The 15250-nt window shown below is 38.3% G+C and carries 18 protein-coding genes and 1 riboswitch; of the genes, 2 read left to right on the plus strand and 16 right to left on the minus strand.

From position 1 onward, the window contains the following. Nucleotide 1: 1 nt before the first annotated feature. From AJGP001_RS16490 to AJGP001_RS16550, 13 genes are all read right to left on the minus strand, one after another. A complete protein-coding gene (locus AJGP001_RS16490; protein WP_071152853.1) occupies nt 2-487 on the minus strand; it encodes an acyl-CoA thioesterase in 486 nt (161 codons plus the stop codon). A gap of 149 nt (nt 488-636) precedes the next feature. Beyond that, nucleotides 637-813: riboswitch (cobalamin riboswitch) on the minus strand. A 96-nt stretch (nt 814-909) separates the two neighbouring features. Next, a complete protein-coding gene (locus AJGP001_RS16495; protein ID WP_071152854.1) occupies nt 910-1686 on the minus strand; it encodes a PAS domain S-box protein in 777 nt (258 codons plus the stop codon). 207 nt (nt 1687-1893) lie between these two features. Continuing rightward, the gene (locus tag AJGP001_RS16500) at nt 1894-2079 is read right to left on the minus strand and encodes a DUF3934 family protein (RefSeq protein WP_058384017.1); all 186 of its coding nucleotides are present in this window, start codon (nt 2077-2079) and stop codon (nt 1894-1896) included. 86 nt (nt 2080-2165) lie between these two features. Continuing rightward, nucleotides 2166-2771: a TetR/AcrR family transcriptional regulator gene (locus AJGP001_RS16505; RefSeq protein WP_071152855.1), complete on the minus strand. Its 606-nt coding sequence runs from the start codon at nt 2769-2771 to the stop codon at nt 2166-2168. A 22-nt stretch (nt 2772-2793) separates the two neighbouring features. Further along, nucleotides 2794-3531, minus strand: coding sequence for a GTP pyrophosphokinase (locus AJGP001_RS16510; RefSeq protein WP_071152856.1), 738 nt, complete (start codon nt 3529-3531; stop codon nt 2794-2796). A gap of 262 nt (nt 3532-3793) precedes the next feature. Next, nucleotides 3794-4270: a glutathione peroxidase gene (locus AJGP001_RS16515; protein WP_071152857.1), complete on the minus strand. Its 477-nt coding sequence runs from the start codon at nt 4268-4270 to the stop codon at nt 3794-3796. A gap of 39 nt (nt 4271-4309) precedes the next feature. Continuing rightward, nucleotides 4310-4747 carry a MarR family winged helix-turn-helix transcriptional regulator gene (locus tag AJGP001_RS16520; protein WP_071152858.1) on the minus strand — a complete coding sequence of 146 codons (438 nt, stop codon included), beginning with the start codon at nt 4745-4747 and terminating at the stop codon, nt 4310-4312. 23 nt (nt 4748-4770) lie between these two features. Continuing rightward, nucleotides 4771-5190 (minus strand): organic hydroperoxide resistance protein, encoded by a 420-nt coding sequence (locus AJGP001_RS16525; protein WP_058384012.1) that lies wholly within the window; start codon nt 5188-5190, stop codon nt 4771-4773. Nucleotides 5191-5335: 145 nt separating this feature from the next. Next, a complete protein-coding gene (locus tag AJGP001_RS16530; RefSeq protein ID WP_071152859.1) occupies nt 5336-5893 on the minus strand; it encodes a methyltransferase family protein in 558 nt (185 codons plus the stop codon). 230 nt (nt 5894-6123) lie between these two features. After that, the gene (locus AJGP001_RS16535) at nt 6124-7776 is read right to left on the minus strand and encodes a b(o/a)3-type cytochrome-c oxidase subunit 1 (RefSeq protein ID WP_071152860.1); all 1653 of its coding nucleotides are present in this window, start codon (nt 7774-7776) and stop codon (nt 6124-6126) included. Continuing rightward, nucleotides 7773-8246: a cytochrome c oxidase subunit II gene (locus AJGP001_RS16540; RefSeq protein WP_058384009.1), complete on the minus strand. Its 474-nt coding sequence runs from the start codon at nt 8244-8246 to the stop codon at nt 7773-7775. The genes AJGP001_RS16535 and AJGP001_RS16540 overlap by 4 nt, the downstream gene beginning before the upstream one ends. A 25-nt stretch (nt 8247-8271) precedes the next feature. Continuing rightward, nucleotides 8272-8394: a cytochrome C oxidase subunit II gene (locus AJGP001_RS16545; RefSeq protein ID WP_071152861.1), complete on the minus strand. Its 123-nt coding sequence runs from the start codon at nt 8392-8394 to the stop codon at nt 8272-8274. A 149-nt stretch (nt 8395-8543) separates the two neighbouring features. Beyond that, complete coding sequence (locus AJGP001_RS16550; RefSeq protein WP_071152862.1) at nt 8544-9245, minus strand: Crp/Fnr family transcriptional regulator; 702 nt, start codon at nt 9243-9245, stop codon at nt 8544-8546. A 185-nt stretch (nt 9246-9430) separates the two neighbouring features. Between AJGP001_RS16550 and AJGP001_RS16555 the strand changes: the two genes are divergently transcribed. Continuing rightward, entirely contained in the window at nt 9431-9895 is a 465-nt protein-coding gene (locus AJGP001_RS16555; RefSeq protein WP_071152863.1) for a universal stress protein, read from the plus strand. A 367-nt stretch (nt 9896-10262) separates the two neighbouring features. Beyond that, complete coding sequence (locus AJGP001_RS16560) at nt 10263-11597, plus strand: murein hydrolase activator EnvC family protein (protein ID WP_071152864.1); 1335 nt, start codon at nt 10263-10265, stop codon at nt 11595-11597. A gap of 530 nt (nt 11598-12127) precedes the next feature. On the opposite strand, the gene AJGP001_RS16565 is transcribed toward AJGP001_RS16560, so the two are convergent. The 3 genes from AJGP001_RS16565 to AJGP001_RS16575 form a co-directional block, all read right to left on the minus strand. Beyond that, on the minus strand, nt 12128-13504 hold the full coding sequence (locus tag AJGP001_RS16565; RefSeq protein ID WP_078080780.1) for a polysaccharide deacetylase family protein: 1377 nt from the start codon (nt 13502-13504) through the stop codon (nt 12128-12130). A gap of 149 nt (nt 13505-13653) precedes the next feature. Then, nucleotides 13654-14526 (minus strand): anti-sigma-V factor RsiV, encoded by an 873-nt coding sequence (gene rsiV / locus AJGP001_RS16570; protein WP_078080781.1) that lies wholly within the window; start codon nt 14524-14526, stop codon nt 13654-13656. Nucleotides 14527-14528: 2 nt separating this feature from the next. Then, complete coding sequence (locus AJGP001_RS16575; RefSeq protein WP_071152866.1) at nt 14529-15020, minus strand: RNA polymerase sigma factor SigV; 492 nt, start codon at nt 15018-15020, stop codon at nt 14529-14531. Nucleotides 15021-15250: the final 230 nt, after the last annotated feature.

Consider the following 15250-nt stretch of genomic DNA (forward strand, 5'->3'; position numbering starts at 1 on the left):
ATCAGCATAACTCCTTTGCGAATTCGTTTACTTTCATGCGTCGTTGCTTCCGCTCTTGTGCGCTTTTGAATAATTCTTTTTCAGCAGGAGTTTCCGGTATAACACCAACGACTGGCGTCGGTTTGCCGTCACCGTCGACTGCAACCATTGTCAAAATGGCTGTCGTCGTCAAATTTCTATTGCCGGTTTCAATTTGTTGGCATTCAGCTTTAACGTACACTTCCATCGATGTTCTACCTGTCGATATCACAACACCTTCTAGGATGAAGATGTCCCCTACTTTAGCAGAAGATAAAAAATTTACCGTATCAATCGAAGCTGTTACGACTGCTTTTCCGCTGTGCCTCATGGCAGTAATCGCGGCAATTTCATCAATATACGCGAGTACGGTTCCACCGAATATCGTTCCTAAATGATTCGTATCAGGTGGCAACACTAACTTTGTTTGAATGGTTCTTGCTACACCTGCTGCTAATGGTTCTGTCATGATTGCATTTCCTCCTTCTATGTAAAACAAAAAAACCCATCCTCTCAAGGAGGATGGGTTGGAAAACGCAGAATAGCGAATAAAGGCAGCAAAAAACCAGCTGCTTACGCAGAATATCTTCGTTATCCTTCTCAACTCCCGGAGAAGATCATAAACTTAAAACAAAGGCAGGTCTCCTGGCTTGTGCGTCGTCCTCTGCTATCTCCTTCCCGTCCATTGGACAGTGGATTGTGATAGCTCGTCAGCACTTACAGTTGCGGGTACAGCTCCGGTATTATCGGATTCCCTTTTAAGCCTTCTCAGGCACCTTCATCACTATTTTTACTACATATAGTTATTAATATGATAAAAAACACTAAATATTGTATCTATACACTATAAACCACTTTCATACTTTTAACAAGACTATTTAAAAACTCGTTTTAATTAGCTAACAAATATTGTTTTAAAGCTTGTTTTACTGTGCCTATTGTCTTTAATTTGCTAAAGTCTATGCGCACATCGACAGCTTTTAATGCCAGTTCTGGTCGAATTCCTGTAAAAATAATTTGAATACCTAATAAGCGCATGATTTGATCAATTTTGTATAGAAATTCTGCAACCACATTATCGATATTGTAAATCCCCGAAACATCAATAATGAGACAGTGCAAATTTTCTCCTTGAACTTTCTGCGGGATAACATCGAGCAGGCGCATACTTCGGTCCCCATCGACTGATCCTACAAGTGGTAGTACAGCTAGTCCATCAATGATCGGAACAATTGGTGCCGAAATTTCGTTTTTAAGTTGCAAAAAGTCATGCGACATTTTTTTCTGAAGCGTGATGTCCCGCATAATAGACTGGATTGCTATCGTTTCTCCGTACTGAACCGGGTAACAATACAATTCTACATCGGCTAAAGTTCCGTCAAAACGTCTAACAGTCGTCTCCATTAATTCTCCAATCGTTCGATCTTCCATTCCTTTTTGAATCCGTTTCGTGATTAATTCTTTAAAGTCATCTGTAAAAACTCCTACTACATCTGCCCCTACAACTTCTTCTTGCTTCGCTTTAAAAAATTCAGCACCTGATTTGTTTATATATAAAACCTTCTGATTTGAATGGATAATTGTTGTCTCGTCGGAATAATTCACGATTTCTTGATACATTTTTTCTTTTTCTGGAATACTTACTAACGAAGTTGGTCCATTCGTCATATCCCTTCACCCCTTTCGTTTCGGAAACTATCTATTACTCATTTTACACTTTTTCGAAAAAACTTTCAGTATTTACCAATACGCGAAAATAACTCATTCATTCTTACTAATTTTACCACTCATGAGACAAAAATTCTTATCATCCATTGCGATTTCACATCAAATAAAAAAGAGCTGCCAGTTGAGCAACTCCCCCTACTTTCCTATCTATGCATCGACCCATTCAGAAGCTAGTTCTTTTTCTGTTTTCGGCTCGTCCGCTTTTTTAGTATTTTTGCTCGTATACGGTTTAAAGCTCTTGGCTTTGTTGGCGCCAGATTTCCAGCGAGTCCATCCTTTTTTGCCAGTTCCCTGACCCGTACCACTTTTCGGTTTCGCTTTTGCTTTGCTCATTTTAATCACTCCATTACTGCTACATTACTGCAACGATGAAGTACATCTTATCACATTAAGCCGTAAAATTAAACAAAATGTTCTTGTCAGACACGGGAAAGCCCTGTTCTCAACAACTTTAATTCCAATTCGTAATTTGCAATAGACTCATCAATCGTTAAGTTTTTAGCGAAGTATTCAATCCAATTCCTAACGGTCACCGAAATCATAATTTTAAGCAAATGGTATAGTTCTTTGTTTCCGGAAACGTTTAACTTGGTCGTATCGATCAAAAGGCTAATCGCTTGGAATTCTTCTGCAGACTCTTCTTCATTAACGATTTTGATAAATTTCGTCTCCACTTGTTCTGTCATGTTCAAAAGGACGTTTCGTTTAAAGTCGAGTAATTCTTCTTCTTTTACAGCAAATCGGTAAAATTCACTAATAGCTTGAAATAGATCCCCATTTTTTTTCTGCAATATTGCTCTGAAAATTTGTTTTTGTTCAACCGTGTAGCCATTCAGCAAGTAAAAATAAAGATCTTCTTTTCCTTCAAAATATTGATAAAAGCTGCCTCGAGAAATCCCCGCTGCTTTAACGATATTGGCAATAGAAGCCTCTGACAAAGATGCATTTGAGAATTCCTGTTTAGCTGCTCCAATCAAATGCTGTTGCTTGTTCTTAGGTAAATTATAAAAAGTTAGTTTTGGCATCGCTGTCTCCCTTTCTATCAACTTATGTCATTCTATTTAACGTGAAATTAGTTGGTAAACGGAACCGTTCTTTATCAATCAAAATCTCAGAAAGATCTTCATCATCACCAATCTGGTCTTTCAACTTATTCATACGCAGCTGAATTTTTTCCATTTTACGATCCAACTGTGCTGCTGAGTCTGCCGATTCTTTCAACTCTCTAATAATATCAACCGGAACTTCTTTATTGTATTTATAGTAGATCTTATGTTCGAGGCTGGCCCAGAAATCCATCGCAATGGTTCTGATTTGCACTTCTACACAAACTTCTTCCACGCGGTCCGACATAAAAACAGGAACCACGAGCAATAAATGCAAACTGCGGTAACCGTTTGGCTTCGGATTCTTGATATAATCCTTCACTTCAAGAACTTTTAAATCAGCTTGGTTTTGTAGCATTGTACTTAGCCGATAGATATCCGTTTCAAATGAACACGTAATTCGAATTCCCGCTATGTCTTTAATCGTCTTTTTAATATCTGAATGTGAAAGTTCGATTCCTTTTTTTGTCACTTTTTTCATAATGCTTTCAGGAGATTTAACTCTTGAACTGACATTTTCAATTGGATTATAGTCATGAACAAATTGGAATTCCTGCTGTAAGATATTAATTTTTGTATTTATTTCATCTAATGCGAACTTGTAGCCCATCATAAATCTCATAATTTCTTTTTGAGAATCTTTCATTTTTCGTAAGTCGTCTTTTATACTGGCTTCCATTTTGTTGTCTCCTTCAATTTTCAAACATCCACTTTATCCTTCTTCAACTATGAACCTGCTCTGCTCAATTTTGATTTTTCAGCGTACAATAGTAGTTTTATTTTTACATTTCTAAATCAAACGCACACCAGTGACACCTTGTCACTTTCACAAGTAAAGCTTAACATGACAGCATGTCATATGTCTAACAAGAAGTGACAACGTGTCATATTCACATACAAAAAGAGCCATGCCCAATCGAGTGGGCATGGCTCTTTGCTGGTTACTTGGAAAGTACTTTCTGAATGTCCTTTTCAAACGATTCAGGTGTATCTTTTGGAGAAAATCGTGAAACGATGTTACCGTTCTGGTCAATTAGAAATTTCGTGAAGTTCCATTTGATACCACTTGTCAAAAATCCTTTTGTGTTGCTAGTCAAATAGTTAAAAAGCGGATGTGCGTCTTCGCCGTTCACTTTTACTAAGTCATGCATAGGAAAAGTAACACCATATGTCATACGACAAGCTTCTTGCGCTTTTTCTCCAGTGGCTTCTTCTTGTTTAAATTGATTGGACGGAAAGCCTAAAACCACTAATCCTTGCTCCTTATAATCTTCGTACATTTTTTCTAAGCCATCAAACTGATCTTTCAGCCCACATTTTGTGGCGGTGTTAACAATTAACATCGCTTTTCCTTTGTATTCACTTAACTGATATTCTTCACCATTCGGTTTCGGTACGGCAATATCGTAAATATCCATCTGCCATCACTCCTTATTTAGTGATTCAAGTCATTTTCCTTACAAATCCATGGTTTTGAAAGCGGCATTCAACTCTTTTAAATTTTTCATCAACGCTATTGCGTTGACCCCCATAAAATTGCAGCTAGTGACTTTCTCAAAGACAGCTTGTTCAACCGCTAATTGTTCGCTTTTGGCCTTTTCCGTCAACGAAATGATAAATGCACGCTTATCCGTTTCGGACTGCTGTTTAATTAGCCTACCACGTTCAATCATCCGGTTAAGAATAGGATTTAACGTTCCTGTGCCAAGTCCTAGTCGCTCACCGATATTTTTTGTTAGCAGTTTGTCTTCATCCCATAGAACAAGCAACACGAGATACTGCGTAAATGTTAGGTTGAACGGCTCTAGTGCTTTAGCATACATTTTCGAAAAATTACTGGAAGCTTTATACACTTCAAAGCATAATTGCTGATCCAGTTTTGTTTGTTTTTCCATTCTTCTCTCACCTACATGAATTATTATAGAATGCTTAGTTCCACATCCACAGATCCTTGAATCGCTTTTGAGTACGGGCACGTATGATGTGCTTTTTCAACATATGTCCGCTTTAACTCTTCACTAATCCCAGTGATATCAACAACTAGTTTCACAGCTAGTTTCACACCGCCGTTGTCTTTATCCACAATCAGCGCAACAGTCGCGGTTACTTCGCTTTTCTCTATGTCCACTTTGTCGGCTTCTAGTACCAATTCCAACGCACTGTTAAAGCATGCACTATAGCCTGCCGCAAAAAGCTGCTCAGGATTTGTCGCAGTTGTTGCGCTTCCGCCAAGAGCTTGTGGTTTTGCTACGTCCATATAAAAAATGTTATCCGGTGAATAAACCGCTCCGTCTCTTCCGCCTGTATTAATCATTGTTGTTTCAAATAGTGTTTTCATTATATATGTTCCTCCATCCATTTATATCTTACACGATCTACATTAAATTATATCGTGTACGATGTAAAAGAAAATGCTCACACTTTCAATAAAAAGCTATTATTCTCCACAGAAGAAAATAATAGCTTTTGCTCAGATCTTATGATTAGTAAATAAACGGAATCAATCGCGCGCGCTGCTTCATCCACTGCTCATAATCAGACCCAAATTTCTCAATTAGCAACGCCTCTTCATAATTGATGCGTTGAAGTAATGCCCAAATCATGGCACTTCCTCCCACAACGGCTGCAATCATACTGCTAAAGAAAAGCGCCATGCCAATTGTGATCAACAACAAACCCGTATACAATGGATGCCGTAGCTTCTGGTAAGGCCCGGTACTGACGATTTCATCGCCTTCTCGAACTGTAACGTAACGTGTGAATTGTGTTTTCAAGTGTAAAATTCCCCAAAACCGTAAAAACACACCCGCAGCAAGTAAGATGACACCTACTAATTGCCCGACAACTACGAGTGATTCAAACAGTGCCAGTTCTTGCAATGCAAAAGCCACTAGAATTGTTGCGATCAAGACGCCGAAAATCGAAAAAAACGTACGTTTTTCCAACGAATCGCCTTGGCCAATCCCACGATTGCGAAAAATTAGAAATTCACTTAGCCAAAACACACTTATTGCTGTAAACAGCCATTCCAAAATCGTCATCGCATAAGCCCCAACTTCCTGTCTCTTTCTTTCCAATATATCGAAAGCTGTCACACAACACAATTGCGACTACTCATAAAATTAAAAAGACAGTCAAGAAATCACGTAAACTGATTTCTTGACTGCCTCCTGTTCAATCTTCTATAGAAGAGATTTCAACTAACATTGCAGTAAATGCGATAAACACAACCATTAACGATAAAACCATTGTGAACATTATTCTTCAACTCCTACCACGTTTTGAATCCTTCTGAGCCTGGCGGTGCATGTTGAATCATATGTGTTAATGGAATTGCATAGGCAAGTACAATGAGTGCCAAAGCAAGCCCAATCCAAATCCACCAATTTTCTAACCATTTTGGTGTATTGCTCATATCACTTTCAGCCATCGGAAACTCAACCCTATCTTTCGCTTCAACAGCTTTTGGCGAAAGGAACATCGTCATGACAACGATGTAAATCAAGATCATTGCCGACACAAATAAAATGCTGCCGCCAATTGCCATTGTGACATGATTGGTTAAAATACCATCGAACCATTCTGCTGAAGAGGGATGATTGTTATAACTAGAGTAAGCGGTTCTTCTTGGTGCTCCGAGAAGACCTAATAGATGCTGCGCTGTCGACATTAATAGCATCCCGATAGACCACGTGATAATTTGCACCAGTCCTAAAACTTTCATAGATTTAGTAAATTTACGACCCGTTAAATAGGGAATCAGCCAAAATGTTACGCCCATAAATGTCATCGCTACCGGAGTTCCTACAGTAATGTGGAAATGTCCAACAATCCATAATGTATTATGAACCACTTCGTTTAACTGGAAACTTGCATTGATAATTCCGCCAGCTCCACCGGGAATAAAGAACAGCATGGCGATAAAAATAGACGTAAAGCGAATATCTTTCCAAGGCAATTTCGTAAACCAACCGAAAAGACCTTTGCCGCCGTTTTTACGACCTGCAATTTCAAACGTTGCAAACATCGAAAATGCCGTCATCAAGGACGGAACGATGACCATAAATGTTAAAACAACCTGAAGGAATTTCCAAAAATTTGAGATACCGGGTTCTGTCAGCTGATGATGAAAACCAACTGGAATTGAAAATAAGATAAACAGAACGAAAGACAACCGTGCTAGAGAATCACTGAATACTTTTACACCTAGTAGTTTTGGTACAATTACGTACCAAGCCATATAGGCTGGTAGCAACCAAAAATAGACAAGTGGATGACCAAAATACCAAAATAAAGAGCGGCTAAGTTCGACGTCAATTGTATCGGTCCACCCGAACGCCCACGGAATGTATTGGAAAAGCACAGTCGCTACAACACCTAGACATGCGATGATCCACATAATTATGGTGGTAATGGTCATAAAGGCAAACAAAGGACTCAATTGACCTTTGTTATTTTTACGCCATACGCGGTAATGACCGACCAATGCGAAACTGCTAATCCACGTTCCAATAATGACCAACGCAAGTCCGACATAGAAAAAGCCGCTTGCTTTTAAAGGTGCATAAAATGTATACATGACGGAGGCTTGTCCAGAAATGATCATGACCGTTGCCATAACAGTCCCAAGCAACGTCACCCAAAAACCAATCCAAGAAAACAAGCGAACTTTAGGTCCAAAGCTGCCTAAGCTTTTACTCATACCTGTAATAAAAAATCCAAAAATAAAAAATGTCGTATAAATAAGTGCCAGTAAAACACCATGTGCCGTTAAAATCTGATAATAATCTAACCACGCTGGTAATTGAAGTGCATCATTTCGGATAAATACTTGAAGAAGTCCACATAAAGTTCCGATTAAAAAGGCAGCATACGCGACACCAATATTCCATAAAGCAATTTTGCGATCTTGCAAAGCAATCATTCTTCATACACCTCTATTTCTGTATACATCATATGGTGACCAGTCCCACAGTATTCATTGCAAAGAATCAAATACGTACCGGGCTTTTCAAACGTGTAAGATTTTGTCGTAATGCGACCTGGAACGACCATCATATTGACTTTCGTGTTATCAATTGTAAAACTGTGAACTACATCGGTGCTGGTCACTTTAAAAATAACTTCCTTGCCCACTGGAACTTTCAATTCCGGTGCGGTGTATCCAAAGGCCATCGCCACAATTGTTGCTTGATAGGTGTCGTCATCTAATTGAGTAACGCCCGGATTGTCAAACGGTGCCGTTTCATTTACCTTTTTGGGATCAATGGTTTCCATTCCTCCAGCAGGTGTGTGATTCTGAGAAAATGCACTCACTCCTACTACGCTTAAAAATACAACTAGAGATGCGATCCCTAACGCGAGCCAAATTTTTTCATACTTATGCAAATGCATATTAACCTACTCCTTTCGTCATTTCTTAACGAGCTACATACAACAAATAAACAGCGACCCACATCACCACAATGATTACTCCCACGATAAGAACACTTGCGAAAGTTCCTTTAAGGTTCGTCTCCGGCTCTTGCTTTTCTTGACGCATTTTCCCTCACCTCTTATTCCTATCATCATTACTTTTAGACTATGCTATCTTGAGGTTTCACACTGTGATATTTCTCACACTGCACATCTTTTTTTAACAAATTCACAAATTCACAACAAAAAAAGCCTGCCACATGGGCAGGCGTTTCACTAATCGATTTTGCATAGGTAAATGGGACAGTTTTCACAATTTGTTTCTGTTTTTAAATATTCCATATCATGAAGAAGAATTTTTCCTTCAGACAAGCTCAGTGTTCCATTTTTTTTCAAATTTCCGAGTAGACGATTAACTACTTCTCTCGTCATCCCACAAAAATTAGCCAGCTCTTGATTTGTCAGCACCATATCAATCAAAATACCTTTTTCTGTTTCAACTCCGTAGCTATTGGATAGCCTGATTAACGTTGAATACAAAGCTCCTTTTTTACCATGAAGCAATAAATCACGAAACTTTGTTTGGGTTTTTTGCTGATCGATGCCCATCCATTTCATAAAATTCATCGCAAGCTGACTATTCAGTAGCAATGCCTCTTCTAAATCTTTCATCCCTATATGAAAGCATACGGTCTCTTCAACTGCACGAGCATCTAACATATATGTGGGTGCTTCCGAAAAAATAGTGACTTCACCGACGAGCTGATCTGGACCGCAAATTTTTAGCGTAAGTTCACGACCGTTCGGCGTCACTTTTTCAATGCTAATTTTACCAGAGCGAATAATAAAAATTCCTTCGACCCTATCTCCTTCACGAAACAAGTAATGAGCCTTTTTAAATTCTTTAACTTGATGGCGGATAGACAGCAATTCTTCTATTCCTGTCAACGACTTCGTGCTTTCACTGCTTTTTTTCATCTCGCACCAGCCTCTCCTGCTGTTTTCCGAACTGTTCAGTTTGACTCATCTTATCATAAATCTCTTGTTATTTATTCGGAACTTCACCATTTGGACATCTATCATGGAAAGATTATGACAAATAAGAAGGAACTCCTTTAACTTATAGCGAATCACTAGCTATAGAGACGAGGAGGAATCGCAAAATGACGTTAAAATATTCGAATATTTTAGTAGCAGTAGATGGCTCTGAGGAATCAGAACTTGCTTTTAGAAAAGGTGCAGCCGCAGCTACGCGCAATAACGCCACTTTGCACTTGGTTCATATCATCGATAATCGATCGTTCGGTTCTATCGAAGCTTACGATCGCACCATTGCAGATCGGACGAAAAAAACTTCTGAAGAATTATTAGGTAAGTACAAAGAAGAAGCATTAGCTGCTGGTGTTGAAAATGTAAATGTCATCATTGAATATGGTGTACCTAAAATCGTTATTCCAAAAGAATTAGCACCCAAACTAAATGCTGACGTTATTATTTGTGGAGCAACTGGCTTAAATGCCGCTGAGCGATTCATAATGGGCAGCGTCTCTGAAAGAATCGTTCGCACAGCTAAATGTGATGTGTTAATCGTTCGAAGAGAACAAACCGACTTATTAGCAACCGACTAACAACAGCCTTCTCCCATAAATTTGGGAGAAGGTTTTTTTGACTAGTCACTCTCTACCACAACTCCCCCTCATAATCATCCTCCATATTAATCATTCAATTAATTAGAAAAAATATAATTTTCAAAAAACGTAAGCTATATGAACGTTTTTTCATTATTAAATGACAATTTACTATTATTTCGTGATGTTTTGTCATGTTCGAATTCAAATTGATAAGAAACTGTAATAATAAATAGGTTTATGCGGTGTTACAATAAGTCTGCTGGATTTTTCCTGAACGAAACAACTGGGCAGGAAAATTCTCATTAAGTAAAATTTTTTAAAACAACTCATAGATAGTCACGGACAACGAAAGGGGAGCAAAAGCTTGAATACATTATCTAAATTTCTAACGATCGCTTTATCGGCTGTGTTGGCTTTAACGATGTTTTTGCCTGCTGCAAGCGCAGATAAATTAAGCGATTTAGAGAAACAACAGCAAGAGGTTAAGCAAAAGCAAAGCGAGTTAAACTCCGGTATCCAACAAAAAACAAACGAAATTTCTCAAAACCAAACCACGCTCGAGAAAATCATCGCAAAAATCCGCGAGTTGGATAATCAACTCATCGAAACACAAGACAAAATCGACGTTGCTCAAGCAGAAATCGACCAAACAAAAGTTGAAATCGACGAATTGCAAAAATCGATTAAAGAACTTGAACGAAAAATTGCAGAACGCGAAGAACTTTTAAAAGAACGTGCACGTGCCATTCAATTAAGTGGTGGATCAGTAGACTACATAGATGTGCTTCTTGGCGCAAATAGTTTTGTTGATTTCATTGACCGCTTTTCAGCAGTCAACATCTTAATCGAAGCAGATCGTGAAATCATGCGTGAACAAGCAGCAGACAAAAAACTTCTTGCTGAACAAAAAGCGGAAGTAGAAACAAAGTTAGCCGAGCAGGAAGCTCAAAAAGCGGAATTAGTCAATTTGAAAAATTCACTAGCCTCTCAGAAAAAAGCTCAAGCAAAACTTGAAAAAGACTTAAAAGCAGAACAAGCACGTTTAGCTAAAGAAAAATCAACGCTTGAAACAAAACATAGTGAAACACTAGATATCAGTGCAGCTCTTGAAAAGAAAATTGGTGCAGAACAAGCACGCCTGGCAGAAGTCGCACGTAAAGCAGAAGTCGCACGTTTAGCTAAAGAAGCTGCTGCACGTAAAGCGGAAGCTCAGCGTCAAGCATCGGCATCAGCATCAGCATCAGCTACAGCACCTGTACAAGCGGTAGCTCCACCTGCTTCTAGCGCAGGCAGTTCCACATTTATCTTACCTGCATCTGGACGCTTTACTTCTGGCTTTGGCGGAAGAGACATCGGCGTAGGCGCAGAATCCCATCTCGGAATGGATATTGCGAACGTAACTGGAACACCTATCTCTGCTGCAGCTAGCGGAATCGTTTCTTATGCTGGCAACATGAGCGGATACGGCAACGTTGTGATCGTTACCCATTCTATTAATGGTCAAACACACGCTACGGTATACGCTCATATGAATTCCATCAACGTATCAGTAGGTCAATCTGTTTCACAAGGTCAACAAGTAGGCGGCATGGGTAGCACTGGTCGCTCGACTGGTACACACCTTCACTTTGAAATTCACGTAGGACCTTGGAATGGCGCACGTTCAAACGCTGTTAACCCTTCTCCTTACGTACGATAATAGAAAAAAAAGCCGAATTCTCAGTGGAGAATTCGGCTTTTTTTCTATTTTACTTTAAGTTGTCAAAGCTAAATCTGTCAGGCAAAGTTGAAATAATTGCGATCTTTTACTTCTACTACACAAAACTCTCGATTGCGTACCAATTCTTTCCCTCCTGCTTAATCTTGACGCCAAGCAATGTGATGTACAGTTCCAATACCAATTTCTTCATGACCTAGAGGTGTCGTTTCCAAATCGATAATATTGCCAATTTCACTAGAAGAAGGGAAACGTAGAAAGTCTTCTTCCTCTCCAACTTTTTAAGCCTTATCACTGTTTACTCTGGACGCGCCGAAGCTCCCGCATATTGCTTCTAGAGTAGCATCCCAAGAGCAAAGTCATTTTTTCTAGCTTCGCGTCCCACCAATTCTAATTGTAGGCCGTGAGGATCTTTAAACATCACATAAGTTTCATTGAAACGTTGTTCTTTTATAAAGTGGATCTTGAGTTTTTCTAAACAACGCTCGGTTCACGCTAGCTGATTCAGATTATTACAAGTCAGAAGCTTTTACAAATGTGTAGTCTTCACTTTGTAAATAAGCTAAAACGGCATCAAGTCCGTCTGCTGTAGATTGGTGGATATCATGCATTAAAATGGTACTCCCACCTTTTACATCACGTTTTACATTAACGAGTAATTGATGAGCATCACGATCTTGCCAATCGAGCGTATCTACATCCCATAAAACTATAGGTAGATTTGTTTGTTGGCGAACAGCCGCATTTACTGCTCCGTATGGCGGTCTGAAGCTAGTTGATTTTTCACCTGTAACCATTTCAATAATTGTATTGGTATCCTGAATTTCTCTTTGCACCTTTTCCGTACTTAGCTTTGTTAAATCAGGATGATTCCATGAATGATTGCTGATTTCATGACCTTCTTCTCGCACTTGTTTAGCGATTTCAGGATAGGCTTGCACCCTATTCCCTAACATAAAAAATGTTGCCTTGGCATCATATTTGTTTAATATCTCTAGTATTTGTACAGTTGTTTTCGGATTGGGTCCATCGTCAAATGTTAAAGCGACTTTCTTCGTTGTCTCGGCAGGTGCTTGTGTCACTTCATCTTCTTCTATTAGTAATTGGAATGGCTCAGCAAGCAACTCATTTATAGTAGTTAATGGAATGGTTGTAACTATAGAATTAACAAGACCTATTTCTTCTTCTGATTCAGCGAAATAAAAAGTGATGGATTTATCTGTAACGACGAATTGATCAAAGTTTTCCCAAGTTGGTTGCGTCTCTAAACGAATTTTGTCTTGAGAAAATTCGTTTGATAAGGTCGAATTATTGTATAGATTGTGACGTACTAACGTGGACAACATCATTAGGTGTTTTGAATCGTTCTCGAGTACATCCTTAATTGTGAAATTTTCACCTGTTTCAAGATTCCAGTGAAACGATTCTATTCTTTGTTGTTCACTAGCCTCCCCAATTACTCGATTGGTCGTTAGCGCAATTGAATATTTTTTTGAAGAATGAGAGATGATTTCATAAGAAATCGTCAAATCTCCTTCGACTTTGCCATTCTGTGTTTTCGTTAAATAATTTTCTTTCGCTCTTTCTATGTATTGAAAAACAGCTTTATTATGAGTGCTATATTCAGTTTGAGGATATTGAAGCACAAAAGGAGCTGATGCATCAGTTGATGTTTCTGTAACAATTTTTATGCCTGGAATATCAGATTCAGATGTGTTGAACATTATTTTAGTTGGTACCGTCACTTTATTTGCTTCAGCTGTTGAAGCGTTATCTTTCTTTGTAGCCATTGTCATTAAACTAAATGTAGAAATTGTTAATATTCCGATAAAAAATAAGAGGAACGTATTGATCCAAAAAGAACGACGTTTAAGTTTTTTTCTGTTCAAGATTAAGACTCCTTTAATTGGTTATAAATAGTTAGACGGCTACTTCTTACAAATAGTTTGGACTACGCAAAAATTTTTTAAAAATACTGAGTACTATATTATAGAAGCAGTAAGCTATTAAATGCGCTTACTGCTTCTATAGGAGGAAACTATTTAATATACTTGTCGCTAACTAACAAATCATCAATTATATTAGTCGGGATTTCAAAGGTGACAACTCCCATATACCCTGCTGCCACTTCGTACTCATCAAATGCAATTACCAATTTGTTTGTTGGAGTGATATAAAATTTTTGATCCGGTTTAATGGTGCTAAATTCTGATGTTATATCGTCTGAAGTAAAATAAGAAATTTCTTCATCCACAGCCATTTGTCGTTTCATCTCAGCCGCAATATATAAACTGATCACATCAATGTACTGGTCGTCTTTGAAAAGACTTGGCAAGGTGATCAATACACTATTTTCTTTATCGACTGTGTCATACTTCATAGTCATTGAAGATGACCCACCGATTTCAACCTCATAACGCGCAATGGACAGCAATTGCTCTGTGTCAGTGATGACTTCATATCCTGTATCAATTCCAAGGTGTCCCTCGCCAATCTCTTTCATGCCCGCAACTTCTTGTTCAAATTGTTCTAAAAGCACTTTATTTTCTTCAATGTATTTTTCATTTAACGAATTTTGTAACTCATTGTTTTCTAAGCCTTCAATCGCAGGTGTCGTAAGATTCGCTTGATAGGTTTCTTCATCTATCGCTACCTTTTGAACGGTGAAGACTTCTACAATCGCGCCAAGTCCAGGAATCGATGACATCGATTGTGCCCATGCTGGACTTACATTGATGCTCCCAACAAATAAGGCTGCTGCTGCTGCTGAGGCGAGAGACCATTTTTTTACACGCCTTGGCTTTTTCTGTGCTGACTTTGCTTGTCGTATTGAGTCCTTTACAAGACCTTCTAGTTCTGATGGAATTTCAATTTCATCATAGTCTTTTTTTAATTTCTCAAGTTTTTTCATGACTAAAGGTCCCCTCCGATTTCAATGCGCAGTTTTTTCAAGGCGCTATACAGTCTAGTTTTAACGGTATTCACATTTTGTTCGGTTATTTCTGCTATGGTATCGATTTTTAAATCCTCAAAAAACCGAAGAATAATCACTGTTTTGTATTCTGGAGAAAGTTGTTCAATGGCTTCTTGTAAATCCATATCATGCAGTTCATTTTCTAAATGAGGCAAATAGACTTTCAACACTTCATCATCCATTGCCATCGAACGTTTATTTTTTCGAATAAAATCAATCGATGTGTTAATGACAATTCGGTAAAACCACGTTTTCAATAAATTGATGTCGTCTAGGCGATCAATCGAATTGAGAGCTTTCACAATAGCGTCTTGCACAATATCGAGTGCTGTATCTTTGTTTCTTACATAACTATAAGCAAGTCGATAATGCGATTCTCGATTTTCGATTATAAATTTCTCTATGAGTTTAAATTTTTCTTCTTTTGTCATGACAAAGTTTTCACCTTTTCCAATTCCAACATGTCGCGTACACGTTCTTATTATTTGACGGGCTAGACAATCTAAAAGTTTGAATCGTCCTTATTATTTTTTCAACAGGAGATATTCGTGTGTAAATCGGTAATTTTTTTACAGAATTCTCTATTTTACTATCTTTTTTTAAAGAACCTCAAACACGACTCCTAAAAATTCTAAAAAGTAGATAAAAAATCGCCTTTTCT

The organism is Planococcus faecalis, assembly GCF_002009235.1.
Classification (GTDB): Bacteria; Bacillota; Bacilli; order Bacillales_A; family Planococcaceae; genus Planococcus; species Planococcus kocurii.